At 72.4% G+C, this 21,816-nt stretch carries 18 protein-coding genes; 12 read left to right on the top strand and 6 right to left on the bottom strand.

Annotated features, from left to right (window positions below):
• The first annotated feature begins 20 nt into the window (after positions 1 to 20).
• From G569_RS0103985 to G569_RS0103940, 10 genes are all read left to right on the top strand, one after another.
• A complete protein-coding gene (locus G569_RS0103985; RefSeq protein ID WP_169542059.1) occupies positions 21 to 890 on the top strand; it encodes a methyltransferase domain-containing protein in 870 nt (289 codons plus the stop codon).
• Positions 887 to 2,110, top strand: coding sequence for a glycosyltransferase family 4 protein (locus G569_RS45400; RefSeq protein ID WP_053225814.1), 1,224 nt, complete (start codon positions 887 to 889; stop codon positions 2,108 to 2,110). The genes G569_RS0103985 and G569_RS45400 overlap by 4 nt, the downstream gene beginning before the upstream one ends.
• Positions 2,107 to 3,270, top strand: coding sequence for a rhamnosyltransferase WsaF family glycosyltransferase (locus G569_RS0103975; protein ID WP_157591798.1), 1,164 nt, complete (start codon positions 2,107 to 2,109; stop codon positions 3,268 to 3,270). The genes G569_RS45400 and G569_RS0103975 overlap by 4 nt, the downstream gene beginning before the upstream one ends.
• A complete protein-coding gene (locus tag G569_RS0103970; protein ID WP_157591797.1) occupies positions 3,267 to 4,823 on the top strand; it encodes a DUF2142 domain-containing protein in 1,557 nt (518 codons plus the stop codon). The genes G569_RS0103975 and G569_RS0103970 overlap by 4 nt, the downstream gene beginning before the upstream one ends.
• Positions 4,816 to 5,478, top strand: coding sequence for a hypothetical protein (locus G569_RS0103965; protein WP_157591796.1), 663 nt, complete (start codon positions 4,816 to 4,818; stop codon positions 5,476 to 5,478). Before G569_RS0103970 ends, G569_RS0103965 begins: the two co-directional genes overlap by 8 nt.
• Positions 5,479 to 5,582: 104 nt before the next feature.
• Positions 5,583 to 6,344: a glycosyltransferase family 2 protein gene (locus tag G569_RS45395; protein ID WP_053225813.1), complete on the top strand. Its 762-nt coding sequence runs from the start codon at positions 5,583 to 5,585 to the stop codon at positions 6,342 to 6,344.
• The gene (locus tag G569_RS45390; protein ID WP_053225812.1) at positions 6,344 to 6,781 is read left to right on the top strand and encodes a DUF2304 domain-containing protein; all 438 of its coding nucleotides are present in this window, start codon (positions 6,344 to 6,346) and stop codon (positions 6,779 to 6,781) included. Before G569_RS45395 ends, G569_RS45390 begins: the two co-directional genes overlap by 1 nt.
• 7 nt (positions 6,782 to 6,788) lie before the next feature.
• Entirely contained in the window at positions 6,789 to 8,231 is a 1,443-nt protein-coding gene (locus G569_RS0103950) for an ArnT family glycosyltransferase (RefSeq protein WP_028062451.1), read from the top strand.
• Positions 8,224 to 11,025, top strand: a complete 2,802-nt coding sequence (locus G569_RS0103945) for a hypothetical protein (protein WP_028062450.1) — start codon at positions 8,224 to 8,226, stop codon at positions 11,023 to 11,025. Before G569_RS0103950 ends, G569_RS0103945 begins: the two co-directional genes overlap by 8 nt.
• Positions 11,026 to 11,038: 13 nt before the next feature.
• Positions 11,039 to 11,806, top strand: a complete 768-nt coding sequence (locus tag G569_RS0103940; protein WP_028062449.1) for a cephalosporin hydroxylase family protein — start codon at positions 11,039 to 11,041, stop codon at positions 11,804 to 11,806.
• Here G569_RS0103940 and G569_RS62210 read toward each other — a convergent pair.
• On the bottom strand, positions 11,766 to 12,923 hold the full coding sequence (locus G569_RS62210) for a glycosyltransferase family 4 protein (RefSeq protein WP_053225811.1): 1,158 nt from the start codon (positions 12,921 to 12,923) through the stop codon (positions 11,766 to 11,768). The genes G569_RS0103940 and G569_RS62210 overlap by 41 nt on opposite strands.
• A 28-nt stretch (positions 12,924 to 12,951) precedes the next feature.
• On the opposite strand from G569_RS62210, the gene G569_RS62205 reads away from it, so the two are divergent.
• Complete coding sequence (locus tag G569_RS62205) at positions 12,952 to 13,770, top strand: glycosyltransferase family 2 protein (protein WP_053225810.1); 819 nt, start codon at positions 12,952 to 12,954, stop codon at positions 13,768 to 13,770.
• Here the strand turns inward: G569_RS62205 and G569_RS45375 are convergent.
• The 5 genes from G569_RS45375 to G569_RS0103905 form a co-directional block, all read right to left on the bottom strand.
• Complete coding sequence (locus G569_RS45375; protein ID WP_053225809.1) at positions 13,712 to 14,740, bottom strand: glycosyltransferase family 4 protein; 1,029 nt, start codon at positions 14,738 to 14,740, stop codon at positions 13,712 to 13,714. The two genes, G569_RS62205 and G569_RS45375, sit on opposite strands and share 59 nt — an antisense overlap.
• A 165-nt stretch (positions 14,741 to 14,905) precedes the next feature.
• Positions 14,906 to 16,261 carry a capsular polysaccharide export protein, LipB/KpsS family gene (locus tag G569_RS0103920; protein WP_028062448.1) on the bottom strand — a complete coding sequence of 452 codons (1,356 nt, stop codon included), beginning with the start codon at positions 16,259 to 16,261 and terminating at the stop codon, positions 14,906 to 14,908.
• A complete protein-coding gene (locus G569_RS45370; protein WP_037494267.1) occupies positions 16,261 to 17,508 on the bottom strand; it encodes an ABC transporter ATP-binding protein in 1,248 nt (415 codons plus the stop codon). Before G569_RS45370 ends, G569_RS0103920 begins: the two co-directional genes overlap by 1 nt.
• Positions 17,505 to 19,352, bottom strand: coding sequence for a glycosyltransferase (locus tag G569_RS63665; protein WP_028062447.1), 1,848 nt, complete (start codon positions 19,350 to 19,352; stop codon positions 17,505 to 17,507). Before G569_RS63665 ends, G569_RS45370 begins: the two co-directional genes overlap by 4 nt.
• Positions 19,349 to 20,887, bottom strand: coding sequence for a CDP-glycerol glycerophosphotransferase family protein (locus G569_RS0103905; RefSeq protein WP_028062446.1), 1,539 nt, complete (start codon positions 20,885 to 20,887; stop codon positions 19,349 to 19,351). The genes G569_RS63665 and G569_RS0103905 overlap by 4 nt, the downstream gene beginning before the upstream one ends.
• Before the next feature lie 42 nt (positions 20,888 to 20,929).
• Here G569_RS0103905 and G569_RS45365 point away from each other — a divergent pair, with 42 nt between their 5' ends.
• Complete coding sequence (locus G569_RS45365) at positions 20,930 to 21,808, top strand: ABC transporter permease (protein ID WP_084284119.1); 879 nt, start codon at positions 20,930 to 20,932, stop codon at positions 21,806 to 21,808.
• Positions 21,809 to 21,816: the final 8 nt, after the last annotated feature.

The following is a 21,816-nucleotide window of genomic DNA, read 5'->3' as shown; positions in this document are numbered from 1 at the left end:
GTGAGTGTACGCTGGCCGCCATGCAATGGCAGGAGCGCATCACCGGCGAGACGCCGCCGTCGATCCGGATCGAGCACCAGCTGCGCTACGAGACGGCCGCTCCGCTGGTCCGCTCCGCGCCGGTCTGGCTCGACCTCGGGTGCGGCGCCGGCGTGGCCGCCGCGGCGGCGCTGCGCGGCGAGGGGGCGGCGCGCGCCGTGCTCGTCGACGCCTCCGAGGATGCGCTGCACGAAGCCGCCCGCGACGTCCCCGCCGGCGCGACCGTCGAGGTGGTCGCCGATCTGGCCTCCGAGGACGGCCTGAACGAGGTGCGGCGTGCATTGGGCGACGCCCGCGACGGCGTCGCGACGTGCTTCGAGGTGATCGAGCACCTCGAGCGCTACACGGGGGTCGTCGAGCTGCTCGTCGAGCTGGCGACCCAGCGCGACTTCACCGTCGTCGCCAGCGTCCCCAACGATGCGTTCTGGCCGATCGAGTCCCCCTGGCACACCACGATGTGGGGCGAGGGAGCGTTCGAGGAGCTGCGCCGGCTGCTGCCCGCCGACCACGTCGTCGCCAAGCAGGTGCCGATGCAGGGATCGTCGATCGTGCCGGAGGGGACGTCGGCGCTCGAGGCGCCCGCCTTCGCGCCGCTGCCGGACGCGGTCCCCTCGCACTACCTCGTCGCGTTCGGCGCCCGGGCGGGCGAGATCCTGCCGCGCAGCGCGGTCGCCCAGACCGACCTCGCCGAGCAGCGCCGCTGGGAGCGCCAGCGCGAGGCCAACCTCGCGTTCTACGAGGACCGCATCCAGTGGGCGCAGCGCGAGTTCGGGGAGTGGCGCGGCTACATGAACGAGCTCGAGACCAAGCTCGGGAAGACGCCGACCACCGCGCCGCTCGACTTTCCGTGAGGGTCGCGTTCGTCGTCAACGACCTGCAGCTCTCGGGCGGGGTCGGCGTCGTCATCGAGCACGCGCGCCAGCTCGTGGGCAAGCACGGCTTCGACGTCGAGCTCGTGCTCGCGCGCGAGCAGGCCGAGCCGGAGTGGGGCTTCCCCGGCCTGGCCGAGGTCGCGGTGCACGGGATGGAGCGGGCGCGGGCGCTGCGCTACGACGTCGTCGTCGCGACGTGGTGGGAGACGCTCGGCGCGGCGCTCGAGCTGCAGGCGGGGCGCCACGCGTACTTCGTCCAGTCGCTCGAGGACCGCTTCTACATGCCGCACGAGGCGCCGCGGCTCGCCGCCGCGCTGACGTACGACCTGCCGCTGGAGGTCATCACCGAAGCACGGTGGATCGCTGAAGCGTTGGAGTCGCTGATGCCCGAGCGCCGCTGCCTGCTCGTCCGCAACGGGATCGACAAGGACGTCTTCACCCCGGTCGCCGCGCCGGCCGTGCGCGGCGGCGGCGAGCCGCTGCGGATCCTGATCGAGGGCAACCCGGGCGTGTGGTTCAAGGGCGTCGGCGAGGCGCTCGAGGCGGTCCAGCAGATGCGCGCGCCGAGGATCGTCACGACGATCACGCCGGACGCGCGCAAGCTGCCCGGCGCCGACATCGCGCTCGGACCGGTGTCCCAGCGCGAGCTCGCCGTCGTCTACGAGGAGCACGACGTCGTCCTCAAGCTCTCGCGGGTCGAGGGGATGTTCGGGCCGCCGCTCGAGGGCTTCCATCGCGGCGCGACGTGCGTGATCACCGCCGTGACCGGCCACGAGGAGTACGTCGAGCACGGCGAGAACGGGCTGGTCGTCGATTGGGACGACCCGCGCGGAACCGCCCGCGCGCTCGACCTGCTCGCCACCGACAACGCGCTGTTGCACCGCCTGCGCTGGGGCGCGCTGGCGACCGCCCGCGGCTGGCCGTCGTGGTCGCAGCAGGGCACCGTGATGGCCGCCGCGCTACGCGAGATCGCCCGCCGCGAGCCGCTCGCCGGCCGCCCGTTCGACGCGCGGCTGCTGGCCGAGCTGCGCGGCGGCATCGAGCGCCACGCGCTGGTCGCGGCCGAACGCGACCGCCTGCGCTACCGCGCCGCCCCGATCATGGCCGTCGACCGCGCGCTGCAACGCCCGGGCGCGCGCTGGCTGTCCCGCCCGGCGAAACGCGCGTGGGGCGCCGCCCGCCGCGCGGTGCGGAGATGACGCGCCTCAAACGCCTCGCCCAGAGCGCAGTCGCACAGCGCGCGTTGCGCAGCTCGCCCGCGCGGCGGCTGACCACGCAGCTCGTCGCGGCGCAGAAGACGCCGGAGGATCTCGTCACGCCGTTCGCCGACATCGCCGCGCTCGAGCGCGACGGCGTCGTCCCGCTCGTCGCCGCGCGCGGGGACCGGCGGGTCGCGTTCATCGTCCCCGGGTTCCGGCGCGGGAGCGGCGGGCACACGACGATCTCCAACCTCGTGCGCGGGCTCGAGGCGCGCGGCCATCCGTGCGAGCTGTGGATCCACGACCCGCAGCAGACCTCCGGCGGCGCCGCCGCGTTCAAGGCGTTCTTCGGACCGTTCGACGCGCCCGTCCAGGACGACCTGAGCGCCTGGAGCGGAGCCGGTGTCGCGGTCGCGACCGGCTGGCAGACGGTGGCGCCCGTCCTGCGGCTGAAGGGCTGCGAGGCGCGTGCCCACCTCGTGCAGGACGACGAGCCCGAGTTCTACCCGGCGTCCGCGGAGCGGCTGTGGGCCGAGCAGGCGTTCCGGCTGCCTGCCATCACGGCCGGGACATGGCTGGCCGAGCGGATGCGTGCGCGCGGGCTGATCGCCACGCCGTTCGACCTCGGCATCGACCACTCGACCTACCGCCCGCAGCCGGACGTCCCCCGCGCGGACCGCGTCCTCTTCTACGCCCGCGCCGCGACGGCGCGCCGCGCGGTCCCGCTCGGGTTGCTGGCGCTGAACGAGCTGCACGCCCGCCGCCCGCAGACGGAGATCGCGCTGTACGGCGACGCGGCGCCGTTGGAGACGCCGTTCACGCAGCTCGGCATCCTCGACCCGCCGGAGGTCGCCCGCGCGTACGCCGGAGCGAGCGCGGGGCTCGTCCTCTCGCTCACCAACCACTCGCTGGTCGCGCAGGAGATGGTCGCCTGCGGGCTGCCCGCGGTCGAGCTCAGGACGCCGAGCACCGAGGCCGCGTTCGGCGACTCGCCGATCGAGCTGGCCGACCCGACGCCGCGCGCGCTCGCGAGCGCCCTCGAACGACTGCTGGACGAACGCGGCGCCCGCGCGCAGGCCGGCCACGCGTGGGCGGCGACGAGAACGTGGGAAGCGGCCGCCGCGGCGGTCGAGGCGGGCCTCGAGGCCGCGCGCCCATGAGCGACGCCGACGCCACGCCGCCCCGCGCCGGGACGGGGCCGGCCCGCGAGCCGCGGGGCGGCGAGGCGCGGCCGGGCGGCGAGCCGCGGGGCGGCGAGGCGCGGCCGGGCGCCGGGACGCGGCTGGGCGGCGAGGCGCGGCCCCGCGCGGCCACGCGCGCGCCGCTCGTCGCGCTCCTCCTCGTCGCGACGGTCCAGTTCCTCGCCTGGATGCTGGTGCTGCCCGCGCTGCAGGCGCCGGACGAGTCGGTGCACTTCGCGTACACGCAGCGGCTGGTCGAGACGCACGAGCGGCCGCCGCTCGAGGGCGACGGCGATCCGTTCTCGCCCGAACTCGAGGCGGTGGGGCTCGACGCCGGCCTGCGCCCGCTGGTCGGGAACCTCAGCGCGCGCCCGTACTGGACCGGGCTCGACGAGCGGCTGTGGCACGCCCACGACCGCACGCTCGGGCCGGACGCGCGCGACGCGAAGACCGGCCCGAACACGGCCTCGCGCAACCCGCCCGGCTCGTACCTGTACGCCGGGGTCGCCTACGAGCTCGCGTCCTGGGGCGACTTCTTCGACCGGCTGTTCGCGATGCGACTGGCGAACCTGCCGCTCTACCTGCTGACGATCGCGCTGACCTGGCGGCTCGCCGGCCAGATCTTCGGCGACGACACCTGGGCGCGCACGATCGCGGCCGGCGCCGTCGCCGTCCAGCCGCAGTTCGCGTTCGTCGTCGCGGGCGTCTCGCCCGACCCGCTGCTCACCGCGATCTGGGCGCTGTTCCTGACGCTCGCGGTGCGGGTGGTGAGCCGCGGGCTGACGCCGCTCACCGCCGGCGGGCTGGCGGCGCTCGCCGCGGCCGCGGTCCTCACCCACCCGCGCGGCGCCCCGCTCGCGCTGCTGGCGCTGCTGGCGGCGGGGCTCGGGCTACGGCACCGCTTCAGCACGAAGGTGCTCGTCGGCGGGGCCGCGGTCGCGGCGGCGGGCGTGCTCCTCGCGCTCGTCGCGGGCCTCGGCGTCCTGGACTCGACCAGCGGCGCGGGCTTCGACGTGCGCCAGTTCGTGTCCTACGTGTGGCAGTTCTACCTGCCCAAGCTGCCGTTCATGACCCAGGCGATCGGCCCCGACTACGGCGCCCAGCAGGCGTTCGTGGACACGTTCTACGGCGTCTTCGCGTCGCTTGAGGTGCGCTGGCCGGAAACGGTCTACCGGCTGCTCGCGGTGGCGACGCTCGCCGGGCTGGCCGCGCTCGCGGTGACCCTCTTCCGCGCCCGCGCGGCGATCCGCGCGCGCTGGGACGTCGCGCTGATGCTCGGGGCCGCGCCGGTCGTGCTGATCGCCTCGCTGCACTTCGCCGCGTATCGCAGCCTGCAGATCGAAGCCGGCGACCCGATCATCGTCGGCCGCTACCTGTTCGTGCTGCTGCCGCTGTTCGGGCTCGCGATCGCGGCGATCGTGCGGGCGCTGCCGCGCCGCGCCTCGCTGGCGACCGGCACCACGCTCCTGCTGACCGGCGCGCTGCTCGGGATCAGCGGCCTCGGCATGACCCTGGTGCGGTTCTATGTCTAGGCGGCCGATCACCGTCGCGGCCGCCGTCGTGTGCCTCGTCGCGGCGGCGTTCTTCGTGCCGTTCCTGCTGCGCGACCACGACCTCGTGGCCTCGACACCCTCGCCGCGGCCGCTGTTCAACGTGACCCCGCTCGCGCTGCCCGCGAACCAGCCGCTGTGCATCTCGCGCGTCACGATCCCGCCGGACGCGCGCCAGGTGCGCTTCACGGCGATCACCGGCGGCGCGCCCGGACCGGAGCTGGCGGTGACGCTCGCGGCGCCGGGCTACAGCGCGCGCGCCACCGTGCCCGCCGGCTACGCGGACGCGACGACGGTGGCACCGCGGATCACCCCGCCGCCCGACGCGCGGCTCGGCACGGTCTGCATCGCCCGTCGCGGCAACACCCCAGTCTCGCTGACGGCGACCGCCGAGACCCGCACCCAGTCGCGTCCGGAGGGCCGGATCGACGGCGCGCCGGTGGACGCCGACGCGTACCTCGCGTTCTACGAAGGCGCGACCGGCACGCCGCTCGCCCACCTCGGCGACATCGTCGACCGCGCGAGCGCGTTCCGCCCGGGAATCGTGGGACCGTGGCTGCTGTGGCCGCTGCTCGCGCTCGCGGTGCTGGGCGTTCCGGCCGGCGTCGTCTGGGCCTTGCGCCGAGCCGCAGCCTGAAGGAGTCCGCTAGGGCCGTTGGTAGGCTGATCCGGCGTCGCTGCGCCCGGCTGCGCGCAACTTTCCCCGCTCGGAAACGTGTCTGTGGGGAACGGAACCTCAGCGTGACCCGAGTCAGAAACGAACACCTCGTAGTCATCCCGGCCTTCAACGAGGCCGCGACCGTCGCCTCCGTCGTGTGCGCGGTGCGCACCAAGGCGCCGTGGTGCGACGTGATCGTGGTCAACGACGGCTCGAGGGACGCGACCACGGCCGAGGCCCGCTCGGCGGGCGCGGACGTGCTGGAGATGCCGTTCAACCTCGGCATCGGCGGCGCGGTGCAGGCCGGTTTCGTGTTCGCCAAGGAGAACGGCTACCGCTGGATGATCCAGGTCGACGGCGACGGCCAGCACGAGCCGGCGGAGATCGCCACGCTGCAGGCCGTGATGGCCGAGGATCCGACGGTCGACGTGGTCTGCGGGTCGCGCTTCCTGGAGCCGGGTCAGTACCTCCCGCCGATCTCGCGCCGCACCGGCATCCACGTCTTCGCGTTCCTGCTCTCGCGGATCGTGCGGCAGACGATCACGGACCCGACGTCAGGCTTCCGGCTCTACAACCGGCGCGCGATCGAGCTGTTCTCGGCTGACTACCCGCACGACTATCCCGAGGTCGAGGCGGTGCTGATGCTCCACAACCACCGGTTGCGGATGCTCGAGGTCCCGGTGCGGATGTTCAACCGCGGCGGCGGCCAGTCGTCGATCAGCTCGGGCAAGTCGGCGTACTACATGATCAAGGTCCTGCTCGCGCTGTTCGTCGGGCTGCTGCGCCGGCGCGCGGTGCCGGGGCCGACGGACGCCGCGCACGTCCCCGCGGAGCACGCGATCTGATGGACTCGAGCCGCATCCAGATCCTGATCATCTGCGTCGCCGCGATGCTGCTGGTCGGCGTGATCGACCTCGTCCGCCGGCGCCGCCTGCTCGAGCGCTACGCGATGTTGTGGCTGCTGTCGAGCCTGGTCCTGCTGGCGTTGGCGGTCTGGCGCGGCGCGCTGGACAAGATCGCCGAGTCGGTCGGCGTCGCGTATCCGCCGAACGCGCTGTTCATCGTGGCCTTCGGGTTCGTGCTGTGGATGCTGCTGCACTTCTCGATCGCGGTGTCGCGCCTGAGCGATCAGACGAAGATCCTGGCCCAGCGCATCGCGATGCTCGAAGAGCGGATGCGCCGGCAAGAGGTCGAAGCGAATGGGAATGACGCGGACGACGAGCCTGAAGAGGCGTTCGCGCAGCTCGGATCGCGCGGTTTTCGCCGGTCTGGGAAGCGCTAGCCGAGGGATGCTCCGGCGGATCCCGCGCCCGTTGGCGCTGTTGCTCGGCGTCGCGGCGCTGCTGAGCGTCGCCTGGGCGTTCACGCTGGCGCCGTTCCAGGGGCCGGACGAGCCCGCGCACTTCAACTACTCGCAGCACCTGGCCGAGACCGGGCACCGGCCGTCGGTCACGACGGGCTATCACCCGGACTCGACCCAGGTCGCCAACGCCCTCTACTACTTCAACCTCAACCAGCTCGCGGGCGTCTCCGACGCCCGCCCCGCGTGGTCGAAGGTGGAGGAACGTCACTTCCAGCAGACGCTGGACGCGCTCGGGCCGGCCGCGGCGAAGGACGGCACCGGCGCGAACCCCCTGGCCAAGAACCCGCCCCTGTACTACGCGTTCGAGGTCGTGCCGTACAAGATCGGCTCGCTGTTCTCGTTCTGGGACCGGTTGACGCTGATGCGGCTGTCGAGCGGCGTGCTGTTCCTGCTGACCGTGGCGTTCACGTGGCTGGCCGCGAGCGAGCTCTTCCGCGCGACGTGGCCGCGGGTGCTCGCGACGGCGAGCGTCGCGCTGCTGCCGCAGATGACGATGATGAGCGGCACGGTCAACGCCGACAACCTGCTGATCGCGCTCTGGAGCGCGTTCACGTTCACCGCGCTGCGGCTGGTCAACCGCGGCCCGAGCGCGCGCCGCATCCTCGTCGCGTGCGCACTCGCCGTCGCCTCGGCGCTGACGCACGGGCGCGGCATCGCGATGCTCCCCGCCCTGGCGCTCGTGCTGGTGATCGTGGCGCTGCGCTGGCGGCCGTCGATCGCGAAAGCGGGCCGCATGCTCGCGCCGGGTGTCGCGCTGCTGGCCGTCGCGGCCGCGGCGTATCGCTTCCTGCTCACGCCGGACACGGGCGCCTACGGCGGCGAGGTCACGATCAGCCACGGCGGCGCGATGAGCCTGAAGGGCTTCATCTCCAACACGTGGCAGTTCTACTTCCCGCGGCTGCCGTTCATGGGCCCGCGCATCGGCCCGTCCTACGGGTACCACCAGATGTTCATCGAGGGCTTCTTCGGGCGTTTCGCGAGCCTCGAGGTCGGCTATCCGGCGAAGGTCTACGCGCTGATCCAGGGCGTGGCCGCCATCGGCCTCGCCGGCCTGGCGGCGTTCCTCGTGGGCCGCTGGACCGCGGTGCGCGCCCGCTGGGCCCAACTGGCCGTGCTCGCGGCGATCGCGGTGTCGATGCTCGGGCTGCTGCACCTGGCGTCCTATCGCGCGCTCGCGACCGGCCCGGACCCGCTGATCACCGGCCGCTACCTGCTGCCGCTCGTGAGCGTGTTCGGGCTCGCCGTCGCCTTCGTCGTGAGCTCGCTGCGCCCGCGCTGGAGCGCGCTCGCCGGCGCGCTCGTGCTGGGCGGCCTGCTCGCGCTGAACCTGTCCGGCCTGATGCTCACCTTCACGCGCTTCTATGCGTAAGGGCCCGCTGATCGTCTTCGTCGCGGTGCTGGTCATCGCGGCACTGCCCGTCATCGGGTACCTGACCAAGCCGCGCGAGGTGATCGCGTCGACGCCCGCCGCATACACCGGCGCGCAGATGCCGGTCCCGCTGCAGAGCGGGTGGAAGGCGTGCGTCGACCAGATCCTGTTCGCCGACAACGGCCGCGTCGCGCGCTTCGGCGCGATCGCGGGCGACGGCGGCGCGCCGCCGCTCGAGATCACCGTGACGGGCGACGGGAAGAGCGGCTACCGCACGAGCGCCAAGGTCGCCGGCGGCTGGACCGCGACACGCGCGATCGACGTCCCGCTCAAGCCGCCGCCCACCGACACGATGGGGACCTTCTGCGTGCGCAACGCGGGCTCGCAGACGGTCGCGCTGGTCGGCAACGAGAACGGCCGCGCGGCGGCGCGACCCACGCTGAAGGTCAACGATCAGGTGTTCGCCGGGGAGCTGCCGCTGCGGATCCTCGAGTCCGGACAGCACAGCATCGTCTCGCGCCTCGGTGAGGTGACCACGCACGCCTCGACGCTCAAGCCCTTCGGCGCCTGGTGGCTGTGGGTGCTGGCGATCGCTCTCGTGACGTTCGTGCCGGTCGCGCTGTGGCGCGCGATCGGGTCGGCGCTGGTCGCCGACGACGCGCAGCTGGGCGCGGCGCGCTCCGGTCCGGAGTACGCGTGGGACTCCGAGCGGTGGCGCACGCGCTTCGCCGCGATCCCGGGCTGGGCGTGGCTGATCGCGATCGGCACGGTGGTGACGCTGTGGCTGGCCCACTGGAGCCTGGGGACGCACGTCTTCCAGAACGACGAGAACCAGTACGTCTTCCTCGCCCGCTGGGTGCAGGACGGCTTCCCCGGGCGGCTGTTCGACTTCGCGCTGTTCGGGCGCGGCCTGCAACGCCTCGAGGTGTGGCTGCTGGCGATCCCGACCGCCCTGTTCGACTCGCCCACCTCGCTCAATGCCGGCCGGGTCCTGAACACGATCGCCTACGTCTCGACCGCGATCCCGGTGTACCTGATCGGGCGCGCGCAGGGGCTCTCGAAGCCCTGGGCGCTGCTGCCCGCGACGGTCGCGATCCTCGTCCCGTGGGCCGTCGTCACGACCGGCTTCCTGACCGAGAACGTCGCCTACCCCGCCTGCATGTGGGCGTTGTGGAGCATCGTCGAGGCCGCCGCCAAGCCGAGCCCGTTGCGGGACGTCCGCGCGCTCGCGCTGCTGGTCGTCGCGGCCGCGGCGCGCAGCGGGTTGATCCTGCTGCTGCCCGTGTTGCCGGTCGTGCTCGCGGCGACCGGGCTGCGGACCGGCACCGGCCCATTGTCCGCGCGGGTGAAGCAGGTGCTGCGCGACCACATCGTGGTGTGGGCGGTGATCGTGTTCGGGCTGCTGCTGCTGGTCAGCGGCGTCGGCGGACTGAAGACGCGGCTCGCGGGCGGCTACCAGACCCAGCTGGGCTTCGACCTCGTCGAGGAGCTCGAGAAGTTCGGCGGCTACCTCTCGCGCGTCGTCATCGGGACCGGGTTCTTCCCGGCGGTCATCGGGCTGCCGTGGGTGGCGGTGCAGATCGTGCGCTCGCGCGATCCGCGCCGTTTCGCGTTCGCGCTGCTCGTGCCCGTGGCGTCGCTGGCGCTCCTGTACTCGCTCAACACCGCCGGGCCCGACGAGCGCTACGTCATCTACTTCGCCCCGCTCGTCCTGCTGCCCGCGACGCTGGCGCTCGCGCGCCGCGAGGTCTCGGCGCTGGGCGTGGCGATCGCCTCCGTGCTGCTGGCGCTGCTCGTGCTGCGGGTGTCGTGGAACCCCGACCAGGGACCGTTCGGCTTCTTCGTCTCGCCCGTCGAGATGTTCTATACGAACGCGATCGGGCTCAACGTGCGCTCGGTGATCGGCGACCACGGGATCGCGCCGCTGACGCTCGTCGGGCTCAGCCTGTTGGTCGCGGGGCTCGCGCTCGCCGCCGCGATCCGCTGGGCGCCCACGCGGATCGCCGGTGCCCCCGTCGCAGTGCTCGTCGCGATCGTCGCGTTCAGCGTGCCGCTGCAGGCGCAGTACGCGCTCGGCAAGTACGTCGACGGCGCCGGGAGCCGCTCCGGGCCGAGCACGCGCGAACGCGCCTTCGTGGACACGAACGTGCCCGCCGGGGCGACGGTCGGCGAGTTCTTCGAGGGCGCCGGCAACGCCCCGGGCTTCGGGCCGCTCTGGCAGGAGGTGCAGTTCTACAACCAGCGCATCGACCGCGTGTACGCGCTCGGCCCGCCCGGCAACGCGGTCCTGCCCAACATCAAGATGGTCGGCGAGGTCGGCTTCGACGAGCGCACCGGCAAGATCACCAGCAACGTGCCGCTGCCGGACTACCTCGTGATCCCGACCCCGGTCGGCACCGCGCGGGTGCGCGGCGACATCGTGGCCGCGCCGCCGTACATCGCGATCGCGCTGATCAAGGTCGCCAAGCCGGCCACGATGGCCTGGAGCGCGAAGGGCATCGACGCCAACGGCGCGTTCACCGAGGGCGACGGGGCGACCGTCCGCTTCTACGGCACCGGCCTGCGCCCCGGCGCCCAGTGCGCGGCGATCTCGCTGATCGGACCGACGACCGGGCCGGCGACCTGGAACGTCAAGGTCAAGGGCTCGAAGCCCGTGACGGGCTCGGTGAGCGCCGACCAGACGCGGGGCTTCTTCGTCGGCCTGCCGCGGTTGGCCGAACGCGGTGCCATCGACGTGCGGATCTCAGGCGCCGGGATCCGGGTGGCCGGGATCGGCGTCGGTCCACGCTGCTAGACCAAGGGAGAACATGAACTACACGATCGACACGACCAAGGCGGTCATCGCCATCGAGAACGACGGCGGCGTCACGGACGTGCCGCTGTATTCGACCGAGGGCTTCGAGCTGCTGTCGGACCTCTGGCTGAAGGTCGGCTGGAACCAGAAGCACAGCTACACGTTCACGTGGATGGGCATCCCCGTGATCCAGGAGCCCGAGGACCTCGTCCGCATGCAGGAGATCATCCACACCCTGCAGCCGGATGTGATCGTGGAGACGGGTGTCGCGCACGGCGGCTCGCTCATCTTCTATGCGTCGCTGCTCAAGGCCCTGGGCAAGGGCCGCGTGATCGGCATCGACATCGACATCCGCGCGCACAACCGCGCGGCGATCGAGGCGCACCCGCTGTTCGACCGGATCACGCTCTACGAGGGAAGCTCGGTCGATGACGGGCTCGTCGCGCAGGTGCGCGAGGACGTCGGCGACGCCGAGACCGTGCTGGTCATCCTCGACTCCAACCACACGCGCGAGCACGTGACCGAGGAGCTCGAGAAGTACGCCCCGCTGGTCTCCGTCGGCTCCTACCTGGTCGCGTTCGACGGCATCATGGCCGCCGTGGCCGACACGCCCCGCGGCACGCCGTCGTGGGACGAGGACAACCCGATCACCGCGGTCGAGGACTTCGCCGCCAAGCATCCCGAGTTCGTGATCGAGCAGCCGAGCTGGCGGTTCAACGAGTCCGACCTCGGCCGCAACATCACGTACGCGCCGAGCGGGTTCCTGCGCCGCGTCGCATAGCGTCGGCGTAGACCTCGGCGTGCCGCGCGGCGGCACGCGCCCACGTGAAGCCCCGCGCGCGCTCGAGCCCCGCCTCGCGCAGCTCGTCGCGCAACGGCTCGTCGCCGGTCACGCGGGTGATCGCCGCGGCGATCGCGGTCACGTCGCGCGCGTCGAAGCTCAGCGCCGCGCCCCCGCACGCCTCGGCGACGGCGCCCGCGTCGGAGGCGGCGACCGGGCAGCCGCAGGCCATGGCCTCCAGCGGCGGCTGCCCGAAGCCCTCGTACAGGCTCGGGAACACGACGGCCGCCGCACGCCGGTAGAGCGGCGCGAGCGCGGCGGCCGGGACGTACCCGAGGTGACGGACGCGTTCGCCGACACCGAGCCTCCGCGCGCTCTCCAGCAACGCGTCGAGGCGTCCGTAGGTCGCGCCGGTCAGCACCAGCGCCGGCGCGGACGGGGCCTGCGCCAGCGCCGCCAACAGCCGCTCGTGGTTCTTGTGCGGCCACAGGTTCGCGGGATAGAGCACGAAGGGCTCGGCGGGCAGCGGGAGCCCCTGCAGCGGCCCGTCGTCGCCGGCGGGCGTGAAGCGCTCGTGGTCGATGCCGTGCGGGACGGCGGCGATGCGCTCCACGGGGATGCCGAGGCGTTCGCCGATCCGGCTGCGCGCGTGCTCGGAGACCGTGACCACGCGGGCGGCGCGCCGCGCCGCGCGGTCGTACGCCACGCGCCGGTACGCGCGCTCGGCCGCCGAGAACGTGTCGGGGACGTCGAGGTGGCGCACGTCGTGGAGCGTCACGACCGCGGGGGCGGTGCTGCGCGGGATCGGCACCGTCAGCGGGAAGTGCACCGCGTCGGCTCCGTCCACGACGACGCGCGCCGCCGTGGGCGGGAACGCGAGCCCGCGAGCGAGCCCGACCGCCCGCCCCGCCGCCCCGTGGCCGAGCGCGAACGCGATCGGCCGCACGTCGACCACGTCGCCGGCGTCCAGCGTGCGCGCCGCCTGCTCGCCCGCGAGCACCGTGACCCGTTCGGGTCCACCACCGGCCGCGAACGCCGCGAGAAGGCCCCGGACGTACGTCTCAGACCCGCCCATGTGGCCGGGATCGAGCGTCAAGAGGCTGAGCGCGACATGCAAGCGAAGCAGGCTAGCTAGCCTCGTAGCCGTGCCGGAGCTCCCGACCCTCACCATCATCACGCCCTGCCTGAACGCCGTCGCGACGTTGCCGGCGACGCTCGAGAGCGTGCGGGCCCAGGGCTATCCGGGGCTCGAGCACATCGTCGTCGACGGGGGTTCGACGGACGGCACGGTCGAGCTGCTGCGCGGGGCCGAGGGCATCCGCTGGATCTCGGAGTCCGACCGGGGGCTCAGCCACGCGCTGAACAAGGGCATCGCGATGGCGACCGGCGAGGTGATCGGCGAGCTCAACGCCGACGACGTGTACGAGCCGGGCGCGCTGACCGCGGTCGGCACGGCGCTGGCCGAGCACCCGGACGCGATGTGGCTGACCGGGTACTGCCGGATCATCGACGGCACCGGGCAGGAGATCCGCAAGCCGATCACGGCGTACAAGAACTGGCTGCTGGACCGGTACTCGCTCGACCTGTACCTGACGCACAACTTCATCAGCGCGCCCGCGACGTTCTTCCGGCGCGAGACGCTGGCGGAGTCGGGCGGCTTCGACGAGCGCTACCGGATCTCGGTCGACTACGACATCCAGCTCCGGATCGCCCGCAAGCACGAGCCGCTGATCCTGCGCCGCTACCTGTCGTCGTTCCGGATGGTCGACGGCACGCTCTCGATGTCCGGGTTCCGCACGCAGTTCCGGGAGCACGCCGAGCAGGCGCGCCGGCACGGCGACGGCCACCGCGCGGCGGTCCTCGCCAACCAGGTCCTGAGCGCGGGGATCGTCTCCAGCTACGAGGTCATGCGGCGGCTGCGGCGTACGCCGCCACCGTCAGCTCCGCACAGCGCGCCCAGCTGAACCGCGCGGCCTGCTCGAGCCCGGCTTCGCGCCACGGCGCCGGATCGGCCAGGATCCGTTCGACGGCGGCGGCCATCCCGGAATCGTCGTCGGGCTCGACGACGAGCGCGGCGTCGCCCGTGACCTCGGGCAGGCTGCCGGCCGCCGTGCACACCACGGGGGTCCCGCAGGCCATCGCCTCCAGCGGCGGGAAGCCGAAGCCCTCGGCGCGCGACGGGTACAACAGGCAGGCCGCGCCGCGGTAGAGCGCCAGCAGCTCGTCGTCGTCGACGCGGCCGAGCAGGTCGATCCGGGCCGCCGCGGGCGAGCCGTGCACGCGGGCGAGCAGCTCCTCGTCGCGCCAACCACGCGCGCCGACGACGACCAGGCGATGCCCGCCGTCGAGCCGTTCGAACGCCCGCAGCGCGGCCTCGAGGTTCTTGCGCGGCTGCAGCGTGCCGACCGCCAGCAGGTACGGGGCGCGGTCCGGTCCCGGCCCGGGCGAGAAGCGCGGATCGATGCCATAAGGCGTCACGACCAGGCGCTCCGGGTCGAGCCCGCGGACGTTGGCCAGCACCCGCTCGCGCGTGTGTTGCGACGGCACCAGCACGCGGGTCGCGGCACGGGCGGCGGGGGCGAGGACGAGCCGGGCGTGGAGCGCGTGCGCGCGGGTCAGCCACTCCGGGTGGTCCCACACGATCCCGTCGTTGATCGTCAGCACGACCGGGACCTGGACCCGCCGTGGCGGCGCCAGCGGCATCGGGCAGGCGAGCACGTCCGCGCGCACCGTCTGCGCCCGGCGCGGCAGGCCGAACGGGTACCACGCGAGCTCGCGGATCAGCCCGCGGCCGTAGCGGCCTCCGGGCCCCGAGGGCTGAGCGAGCCCGACGACGGTGGCGAGCGGCTCCAGCGCGTCGCGCAGGCAGCGCGCCGCGCGGGCCGAGCCGGTCGCGTCCAACTCGAGCCCGGTCTCGTCGTAGGCGACGCGCAACCTAGTGGCCGCGCTCGGGACCACGGTCGATCGCTGGCCAGATCACCGGTCGCTCCTGCCGGGCCACGGTCGGCGCTCGCATACTGGTGGTACGTGTGTGCCGGCCGGGGGCCGGCAGGGGCGGGCGGGGCCCGCCAGAACCGAGCGTGGTTCCGGGCGCGGCCACTACGCGGGGACGGGCTCGCGGACCGCGGCGTCGAGCGAGCCGGCCAGCGCGAGCGCGTTGGCGTCGGAGTCGTCGACCAACACCGGCTTGCCCGGATAGCACGCGCGCATCGCGGCGTGCAGGAAGCGCTGCGTCCGTTCGTGGTCGGGCGTGAAGCGCAGCAGCGCGGGCACGGCGGTGCGGATCTCGGCGAACGAGTCGACGTCCACGGTCACGCCGTAGCCCGAGTAGAACGGCTGGCCGAGCGTCAACACGGGCTTGTCATACAGCAGCGCCTCGAGGCCGACGGTCGACGAGATCACGGCGATCGCGTCGGCGCCCTTGATCAGGTCGTGCGACGACGTGTGCGGCGCGACCAGCCGCGCGTTCGGGATCCGGGCCACGCGCCGCAGCAGCGAGAGCTTGTTGCGGCCGATCGACATGGGGTGCTCCTTGAGCACCAGCTCGTACCCGTGCGGGAGCGCGTCGGCGACCTGCTCGATGATCGACGCCTGGTCGTAGCAGTGCGGGATCACGCGCTTGATCTTGTAGTCGTCGACCACGTGCAGCGGGAAGTAGACGTACGGCCGGTCGCCGAGCGGCGCATAGAGCCGGCGCGCGGCGACCGCGCGGGAGCGCTCGCGCAGCACGTTCGTGACGAAGCGGTGCGGCTGCAGGTAGTCGTTGTCGGCGTCCGCGGTCGCCGAGACCGCGACGTGGCGGCCGAAGTCGCGCAGCTTGGCGGGCGTGATCGTGGCCGCGCGGTACTCGCGGATCGGCTTGTCGGCCGCCGTGAAGCGCGCGGTGAACGCGTCGACCTCCGCCCGCTCGGCGTCGCTGAGCGCGCGCAGCTCGTCGGCGCCGACGATCGGCGCGTGCATCGTGTTGCGGTACAGGCGAAGCGGGTTCGCGAAGATGGTGTAGAAGAGGAACAGGACCTGCACTCCGCGGGCGAGCGCGATCTCGTGCGTCGCGGTGCGCATCGTCTCCGAGCCCACCTCGGGCACGACCACGTCGGGTCCCAGCTCGTCGAAGATCGCCTCCAGCGCGAGGAAATGGCGCACCGTGCGCTCGACGCAGTACGCGTCGGACTTGCCGTTGCACGGCCAGTCGGTCTTCCACACGTCACGGAGCGTCGGCAGTCCGTAGCGCTCCACGATCCGCCGCCCCTCGCCCTCAGGGTCGGCGATCGGGCCGAGCGCCGCCATCCGGTCGGTCAGGCACTCCGCCTTCACGCCGGTACGGCGCAGCGCCTCGGCCCCACGGCGGGAGTACACGACGTGGGCGACGTCGTGCCCGCGACGCGTGAGCTCAGCGCCCACGCGGCCGTAGAAGTCCGACTCGCGGAACTGGAGGGTCGTGAACAGGAAGCGCATCAGCGTGGGGCGTCGACCGCCAGCGGCTCGCCGATCGTCTCCCAGTCGAGCCGCGGTTGCAGGACGCCGCCCAGCGGCCACTCGTAGTCGCCGCGCGCGGTGTCGGCACGCTCGCTCTGGTAGACGCGGAACCCGAGCGCCTGATGGCGGACGATCGTGCTCTCGGTCCCCTGGTAGTGCACCCAGGCGCTCGCCTTGACCGTGTAGTCGACGTCGGCGAGCAGATGGCCCGGGACGCGGGCGCGGATCGTCACGTTGCCGGGCTCGGCGATCTCCTCGACCGTCGGCTGCACGACCCGGAAGACGATCGCCCCGCGCACGTGGAAGACCAGCACCACGCGCAGCCCGACCCCCGGGCGGCGGACCGCGAAGCGCACGTTGACGTAGAAGTCCTGGTCGACGCTGACGGCGCCGATCTGCGCGCCGGTGGGGCCGGCGAGCGTGGCGTCGAGCAACTCGGCCGCCTCGTGGACGTGTGCGCCGCTGTCGAGCGACTTCGCTCCCGTCGCCTTCCAGGCGGAGGACTCGTAGGCCTCGGTGACCTCGTCCGAGTCGCCGTCCTGCACGACCCGCCCGCTCTGGATCCACAGCGCGCGCGAGCACAGGCGCCGGATCGCGTCCATGTCGTGGGAGACGAACAGCACGGTCAGGCCGCGCTTGCCCTCTTCCTCGACGCGCCGCAGGCAACGCTCCTGGAACGCGATGTCGCCGACCGCGAGCACCTCGTCGGCCAGCAGGACGTCCGGCTCCATGTTGATCGCCACCGAGAACGCCAGCCGCAGGTACATGCCGCTCGAGTACTTGCCGACCGGCAGGTCGATGTGGTCCTCGAGCTCGGCGAAGGCGACGATCTCATCCATCCGCCGGCGCACGTCGGCGCGTGGAATCCCATTCAAGGCCGCGTTGAGATAGATGTTCTCGCGGCCCGTCGCCTCGGCCTGGAACGCCGATCCGAGCTCGAGCAGCGACACGACGCGCCCGCGGACGACCGCCCGCCCCGAGGTCGGCGGCGTGACCCGCGCGAGGATCTTCAGCAGGGTCGACTTGCCGGCGCCGTTGGGCCCGACGATCCCGAGCAGCTCCCCTGCCTCGAGCTTGAACGACACGTTCTCGAGCGCCCAGACCTCCTTGACGAAGGCGGACTGGCGCCGGTGCAGCCACGGCAGCAGGGGCGGCAGCGTGCCGCCGCCGCCCTTGCGCACGCGGTAGCGCTTGGCGAGCTCGGAGGCGTCGATCGCGGTGCTCACTTGCGCACCAACACCGCCTGCTCGGTCAGCATCGGCCAGCACGCGAACTCGGCGTGCTCGGCGAGGAACTCGTCGACCGCCTGGATGATGCCGGGGCAGCTCGGGGCGCCGAAGTCGTCGACGACGATCGCGCCGCCGGGCACGAGCCGCTCGACGAAGTAGCGCAGGCACTCGAGCGTCGGCAGGTAGAGGTCGACATCGAGATGCACGAGCGCGAACTGCTGGTCGGGCAGCTCGCGCAGGCTCGCGGTCGCCTCGCCCGCGATGACCTGGACCTTCTCGAAGCCGGACAGGTACTCGCGCACGTCCTCGAAGGTGGTCTCGGAGAAGTTGCCGACGTACTGCTCGGGCTCGATCTCGGACGTGATCTTGTGCTCGGGATGGCCCTCGAAGGTGTCGAACACGAACAGCGGCACCTCCTCGCCGAGCCGCTCGGCGGCGGCAGAGGCGAGGAAATAGGCGGTGCCGCCGCGGAAGGTTCCGACCTCGGCCATCGCCACGCCGGGGCGTGCCGAGTTGGAGACCGCGTTGTACAGCGTGTACAGGCGCGGGACCGAGAGCATCGTCCGCTCCGACTCCACGACCGGCCGCACCAGTTCGGTGAAGCGCGGGTCCTCGACCTTGACGCGGGCGCCCTCCTGGCGCACGATCGCGCGCCGGCTGTCGGCGATCGACTCCTCGATCTGCGCGACCCGGTTCATCCCGGCCATCAGCGTCTTCTTCACCGTGCCCAGCTCGGTGGTCAGCTCCGTCAGCTGCGCCTCGACCACCGTCGGCGCGCGCGAGTACGCGACATCCTCACTCGGGGTGGGGGGCGGGGCGACGGTGAGCGGCGCCGGATCGGCCTCAGGCCTCGCGGGGCGCCGGAGCGGGAAACGCATAGCTTCGAGGGTACTGGCGACGATTTCCGCCGCCGGGGCGATGAAGTGCCGGTGCACCCATTTCCGGAGATGCTTGCGCTGGAGCGCGAACGGCAGCCGGCGCCGGCGCCGCGTACGCCGGTACTGGAACATCAGCACCGTCCGCGCGTACTGCGCGCTCCAGTAGGCGCCCTCACGCCGCGAGCGCCCGCCGCCGCGGATCAGGTACGCGTGCGTGAAGACGCCGATGTGCTGCAGCCACCACGGCAAGTTGATGTAGCTCGGCGGTTCGGAGAACAACGTGACCCGCTGGCGGGCGATCGTCGCCTGCCCGAGCTGACGGCGCAGCCAGAGGATCTCGGGGACCTCGACGAACCCGCCTTCGATCGACGCCTCCGCCAGCAACAGCCGGTCAGGCAGCAGGACGTCGCGGAACACGCCCGCGCGGCGGATCGCGTCGGTGCGGAAGAGGCCGTAGATCTTGTTGCCGGCGGCCATCGCCGCGAACGTGTGCTTGAGGCGATCGAGCGGGTCGCGCATATGCGCGCTGGAGTACCGCCGATGGTGCGTGAGGTGCTCGCCGTCGGGACCGACGCGGACGCTGTACGGGTAGGCCAGCACGCAGTCCGGATGCGCCTCCAGCGCGGCGATCATCTCCTCCAGCCAGCGGGGCTCCCAGACGTCGTGGTCGCTGCCCCAGGCGAAGTAGTCGGCCTGCGGGAAGCGGGTCATCGCCTCCTCGTAGCAGCGGCGCCAGTTGCCGACGAGCCCGAGCCGGCGCTCGTTGCGCACGTAGACGACGCGCGGGTCGCGGGCGGCGGCGCGCTCGGCGGCTTCGCCCGTCCCGTCGGACGAGCCGTCGTCCACGAGGACCAGCGCGAGGCGCCGCTCGGTCTGGGACAGCAAGGAGCCGATGGCGCGCTCGAAGAACGCGCCGCCGTTGTACAGCGGGACGCCGATGACGGCGACCGGACCCTCGCTCAACCGTGCGCCTCGGCGTCGTGGCGGGCCAGCCGGGCCTTGGTCGTGCGCTTGACCGCCCGGCCGACGTGCACGACCTTCATGGCCTCGTAGCGCAGCCGCAGCCAGCACGCCGCCGGCCACATGACCGCCTGCAGAGGGAGGTTCCAGACCGGCGGGACGAGGCGCTTGGTGCGTCCGCGCGCGGCGAGCTTCTCGATCGCGTCGGTGACCAGCGGGGTCGCGTCCTGGTCGAGACCGTGCGGGCGCACGAACGAGCCGAGGAAGCTCTCGATCGCCACCTGCATGCGCTCGGGCTCGGCGAGCACGTCGGCGAGTTGCCCCGTGTGCTCCTGCAGCGTCTGCGCCGACCGCGCGAAGCCGCCGTTCTCGAGCAGCAGGTAGCGGAAGTGCAACGTGCCGTCCTGGGTCTCGGCGAAGTGCTCGTCGCGGACGGTGAGCACGGGCGTACGCGCGATCGCGGCCTCGATCATCGCGCTCGTGTTCACGCCGACCACGACGTCGGCGTGGTACAGCGAGTCGTAGTAGTCGGCGCGATCGTCCTCGTTGACCGGGTTCGCCCCGTTGCGCGGCCAGACGGCGAAGCCGTCGACGTCGCCGAAGTCCGCCTCGGCCCAGTGGGCTGAGTTGTACGGGTGCGGGCGCATGAGCACGGCCAGGTCGCGCACGTGCGGGTCCTCCGAGGCGCGCAGCGTCTCGATCCAGCGCCGGACGAACTGCAGCTCGGCATCGGGCTCGGAGATCGACGCCGTCGACCCCGTGAACAGCACGAACGGCTTGTCGCCGGGCAGGCCGACGCGCTCGGCGAACGCCGCGCGGTCGCGCGAGGGCGTGCGCGCGAACCACTTGTCGAAGTTCTGCGCGCCGGTGACGACCACGCGCTCGGGCGGGATCCGGTGGTAGCGCTGCGCTTCCTCGAGCTGGCGCTCGTTCCAGACGAGCAGCCGCTGCGGATCGGCGCGGATGACGCCCTTGGTCGTCAGGTGGTCCCAGCTCGCGACGCCCATCATCGTGCGGATCCCCAACACGCCGGCGCTCTTGATCAGATCGGTCTGCCCGAATGTCGTCAGCAGCGGCGTGCAGATCACGAGGTCGGGCTGGAGCGCCTGCAGGAAGCCCTCGAAGCGCTGGCTGGAGGGAATCGCGCGCTCGAACGCCAGCAGCACGCGGTGCGCCGCGCGGACCTGCCAGACGGGCAGCGAATCCAGGCGCGTGAGCCAGCTCATCGAAGGCGGCACGAACCGCTCCCAGCGGCGGCGCAGGTACTGCGCCTGCTCGTACTCCGGGAGCAGGTAGCGCACATAGTCGAGCGTGCCGCGCAGGTTGGCGGCGAAGTGCTCCCACATGTCGGCCCGGCGCGGCAGCGTGCCGAGATTGATGACGCCGTCCACGCCCTCCAGCGCCTCGAGCCCCTCGGCCTGCTTGTGCGGGGTGTCGAAGACGATCAGGACTTCATGACCGCGTTCGGTGAGCTGCTTGACGGTCGAGTCGTAATACCGGAGATAGCCGGGATATTGCATGGCGAAGAGGACGCGCACGGCGCGAGATGGTAGAAGCAGCCCCGCTAGCCTCTGCCTGCGATGGCAAGCGGCCTCAGCACGTCCCCGACGGGGGCGCATGACGAAGTGCACGTGATCGAGCCGCGCCGCGCCGGGGTCGGTGAGCGCCTCCGCGAGCTCGTCCGCTACCGCGGCCTGATGGGCTTCTTCGGCGACCGCGCGATCGACAAGCTCGCCGCCCGCACCGTGCTCGGCCGGGTCTGGCTGCTCCTGCGCCCGCTGATGGACGTCGCGTCGCGCGCGCTCGTGTTCGGCGCGCTGCTCAATGCGCCGTCGGACGGCATCCCGTACCCCGTCTTCTTCCTCGCCGGCACCGCCGCCTGGAAGCTGTTCGACAGCGGCTTGATCTGGTGCACCCGCAGCCTGGAGATCAACCGCCGGCTGTTGACGAAGATCTACCTCCCGCGCCTCCTGATCCCGATCGCGAGCTTCGCTCCCGCGTTGTGGGAGCTGAGCGTCTACCTCGTGCTGCTCGTACTCGCGCTCGTGGGGTACGCGATCTTCAGCGACCCCATCCACATCGAGCTGAGCGCGCAGCTGCTGGCCGCGGTCGCCGCGCTGGGCCTGTCCGCCGCGCTCGCGCTCACGTTCGGGATCTGGACGTCGATCCTCGGAGCGAACGCGCGCGACATCCGTTATGGCCTCACATACGGCCTCGGCTTCTGGATGTTCATCACGCCCGTCATCTATCCGCTCAGCGCGATTCCCGAGACCTGGCGCCCGCTGGCGACGGTGAACCCGATGACACCGGTCGTCGAGCTGTTCCGCTGGGGGCTCTTCGACGCGGGGATCGTGAGCGCCTGGGGCCTCGCGTGGGTGGGTGTGTTGATCGTCGGCGTCGGGGCCTCCGGCCTCTGGTACTTCGGCCGCGCCGAGGCCGTCGCGGTCGACTCGCTCTGAGCCCGGGG

The organism is Solirubrobacter soli DSM 22325 (assembly GCF_000423665.1).
GTDB lineage: Bacteria > Actinomycetota > Thermoleophilia > Solirubrobacterales > Solirubrobacteraceae > Solirubrobacter > Solirubrobacter soli.
Note: the sequence above shows the minus strand (reverse complement) of the source record. Positions and strands in the feature narration are given on the sequence as shown.

What these genes read in the sequence shown, in the direction of transcription:
- G569_RS45390 (WP_053225812.1), top strand. Translation starts at nt 6,344, where the DNA reads ATGGACTCGAGCCGCATCCAGATCCTGATCATCTGCGTCGCCGCGATG.
- G569_RS0103970 (WP_157591797.1), top strand. Translation starts at nt 3,267, where the DNA reads ATGAGCGACGCCGACGCCACGCCGCCCCGCGCCGGGACGGGGCCGGCC.
- G569_RS45365 (WP_084284119.1), top strand. Translation starts at nt 20,930, where the DNA reads ATGGCAAGCGGCCTCAGCACGTCCCCGACGGGGGCGCATGACGAAGTG.
- G569_RS0103975 (WP_157591798.1), top strand. Translation starts at nt 2,107, where the DNA reads ATGACGCGCCTCAAACGCCTCGCCCAGAGCGCAGTCGCACAGCGCGCG.
- G569_RS0103985 (WP_169542059.1), top strand. Translation starts at nt 21, where the DNA reads ATGCAATGGCAGGAGCGCATCACCGGCGAGACGCCGCCGTCGATCCGG.
- G569_RS0103940 (WP_028062449.1), top strand. Translation starts at nt 11,039, where the DNA reads ATGAACTACACGATCGACACGACCAAGGCGGTCATCGCCATCGAGAAC.
- G569_RS0103920 (WP_028062448.1), bottom strand. Translation starts at nt 16,261, where the DNA reads ATGCGCTTCCTGTTCACGACCCTCCAGTTCCGCGAGTCGGACTTCTAC.
- G569_RS0103945 (WP_028062450.1), top strand. Translation starts at nt 8,224, where the DNA reads ATGCGTAAGGGCCCGCTGATCGTCTTCGTCGCGGTGCTGGTCATCGCG.
- G569_RS0103965 (WP_157591796.1), top strand. Translation starts at nt 4,816, where the DNA reads ATGTCTAGGCGGCCGATCACCGTCGCGGCCGCCGTCGTGTGCCTCGTC.
- G569_RS0103950 (WP_028062451.1), top strand. Translation starts at nt 6,789, where the DNA reads ATGCTCCGGCGGATCCCGCGCCCGTTGGCGCTGTTGCTCGGCGTCGCG.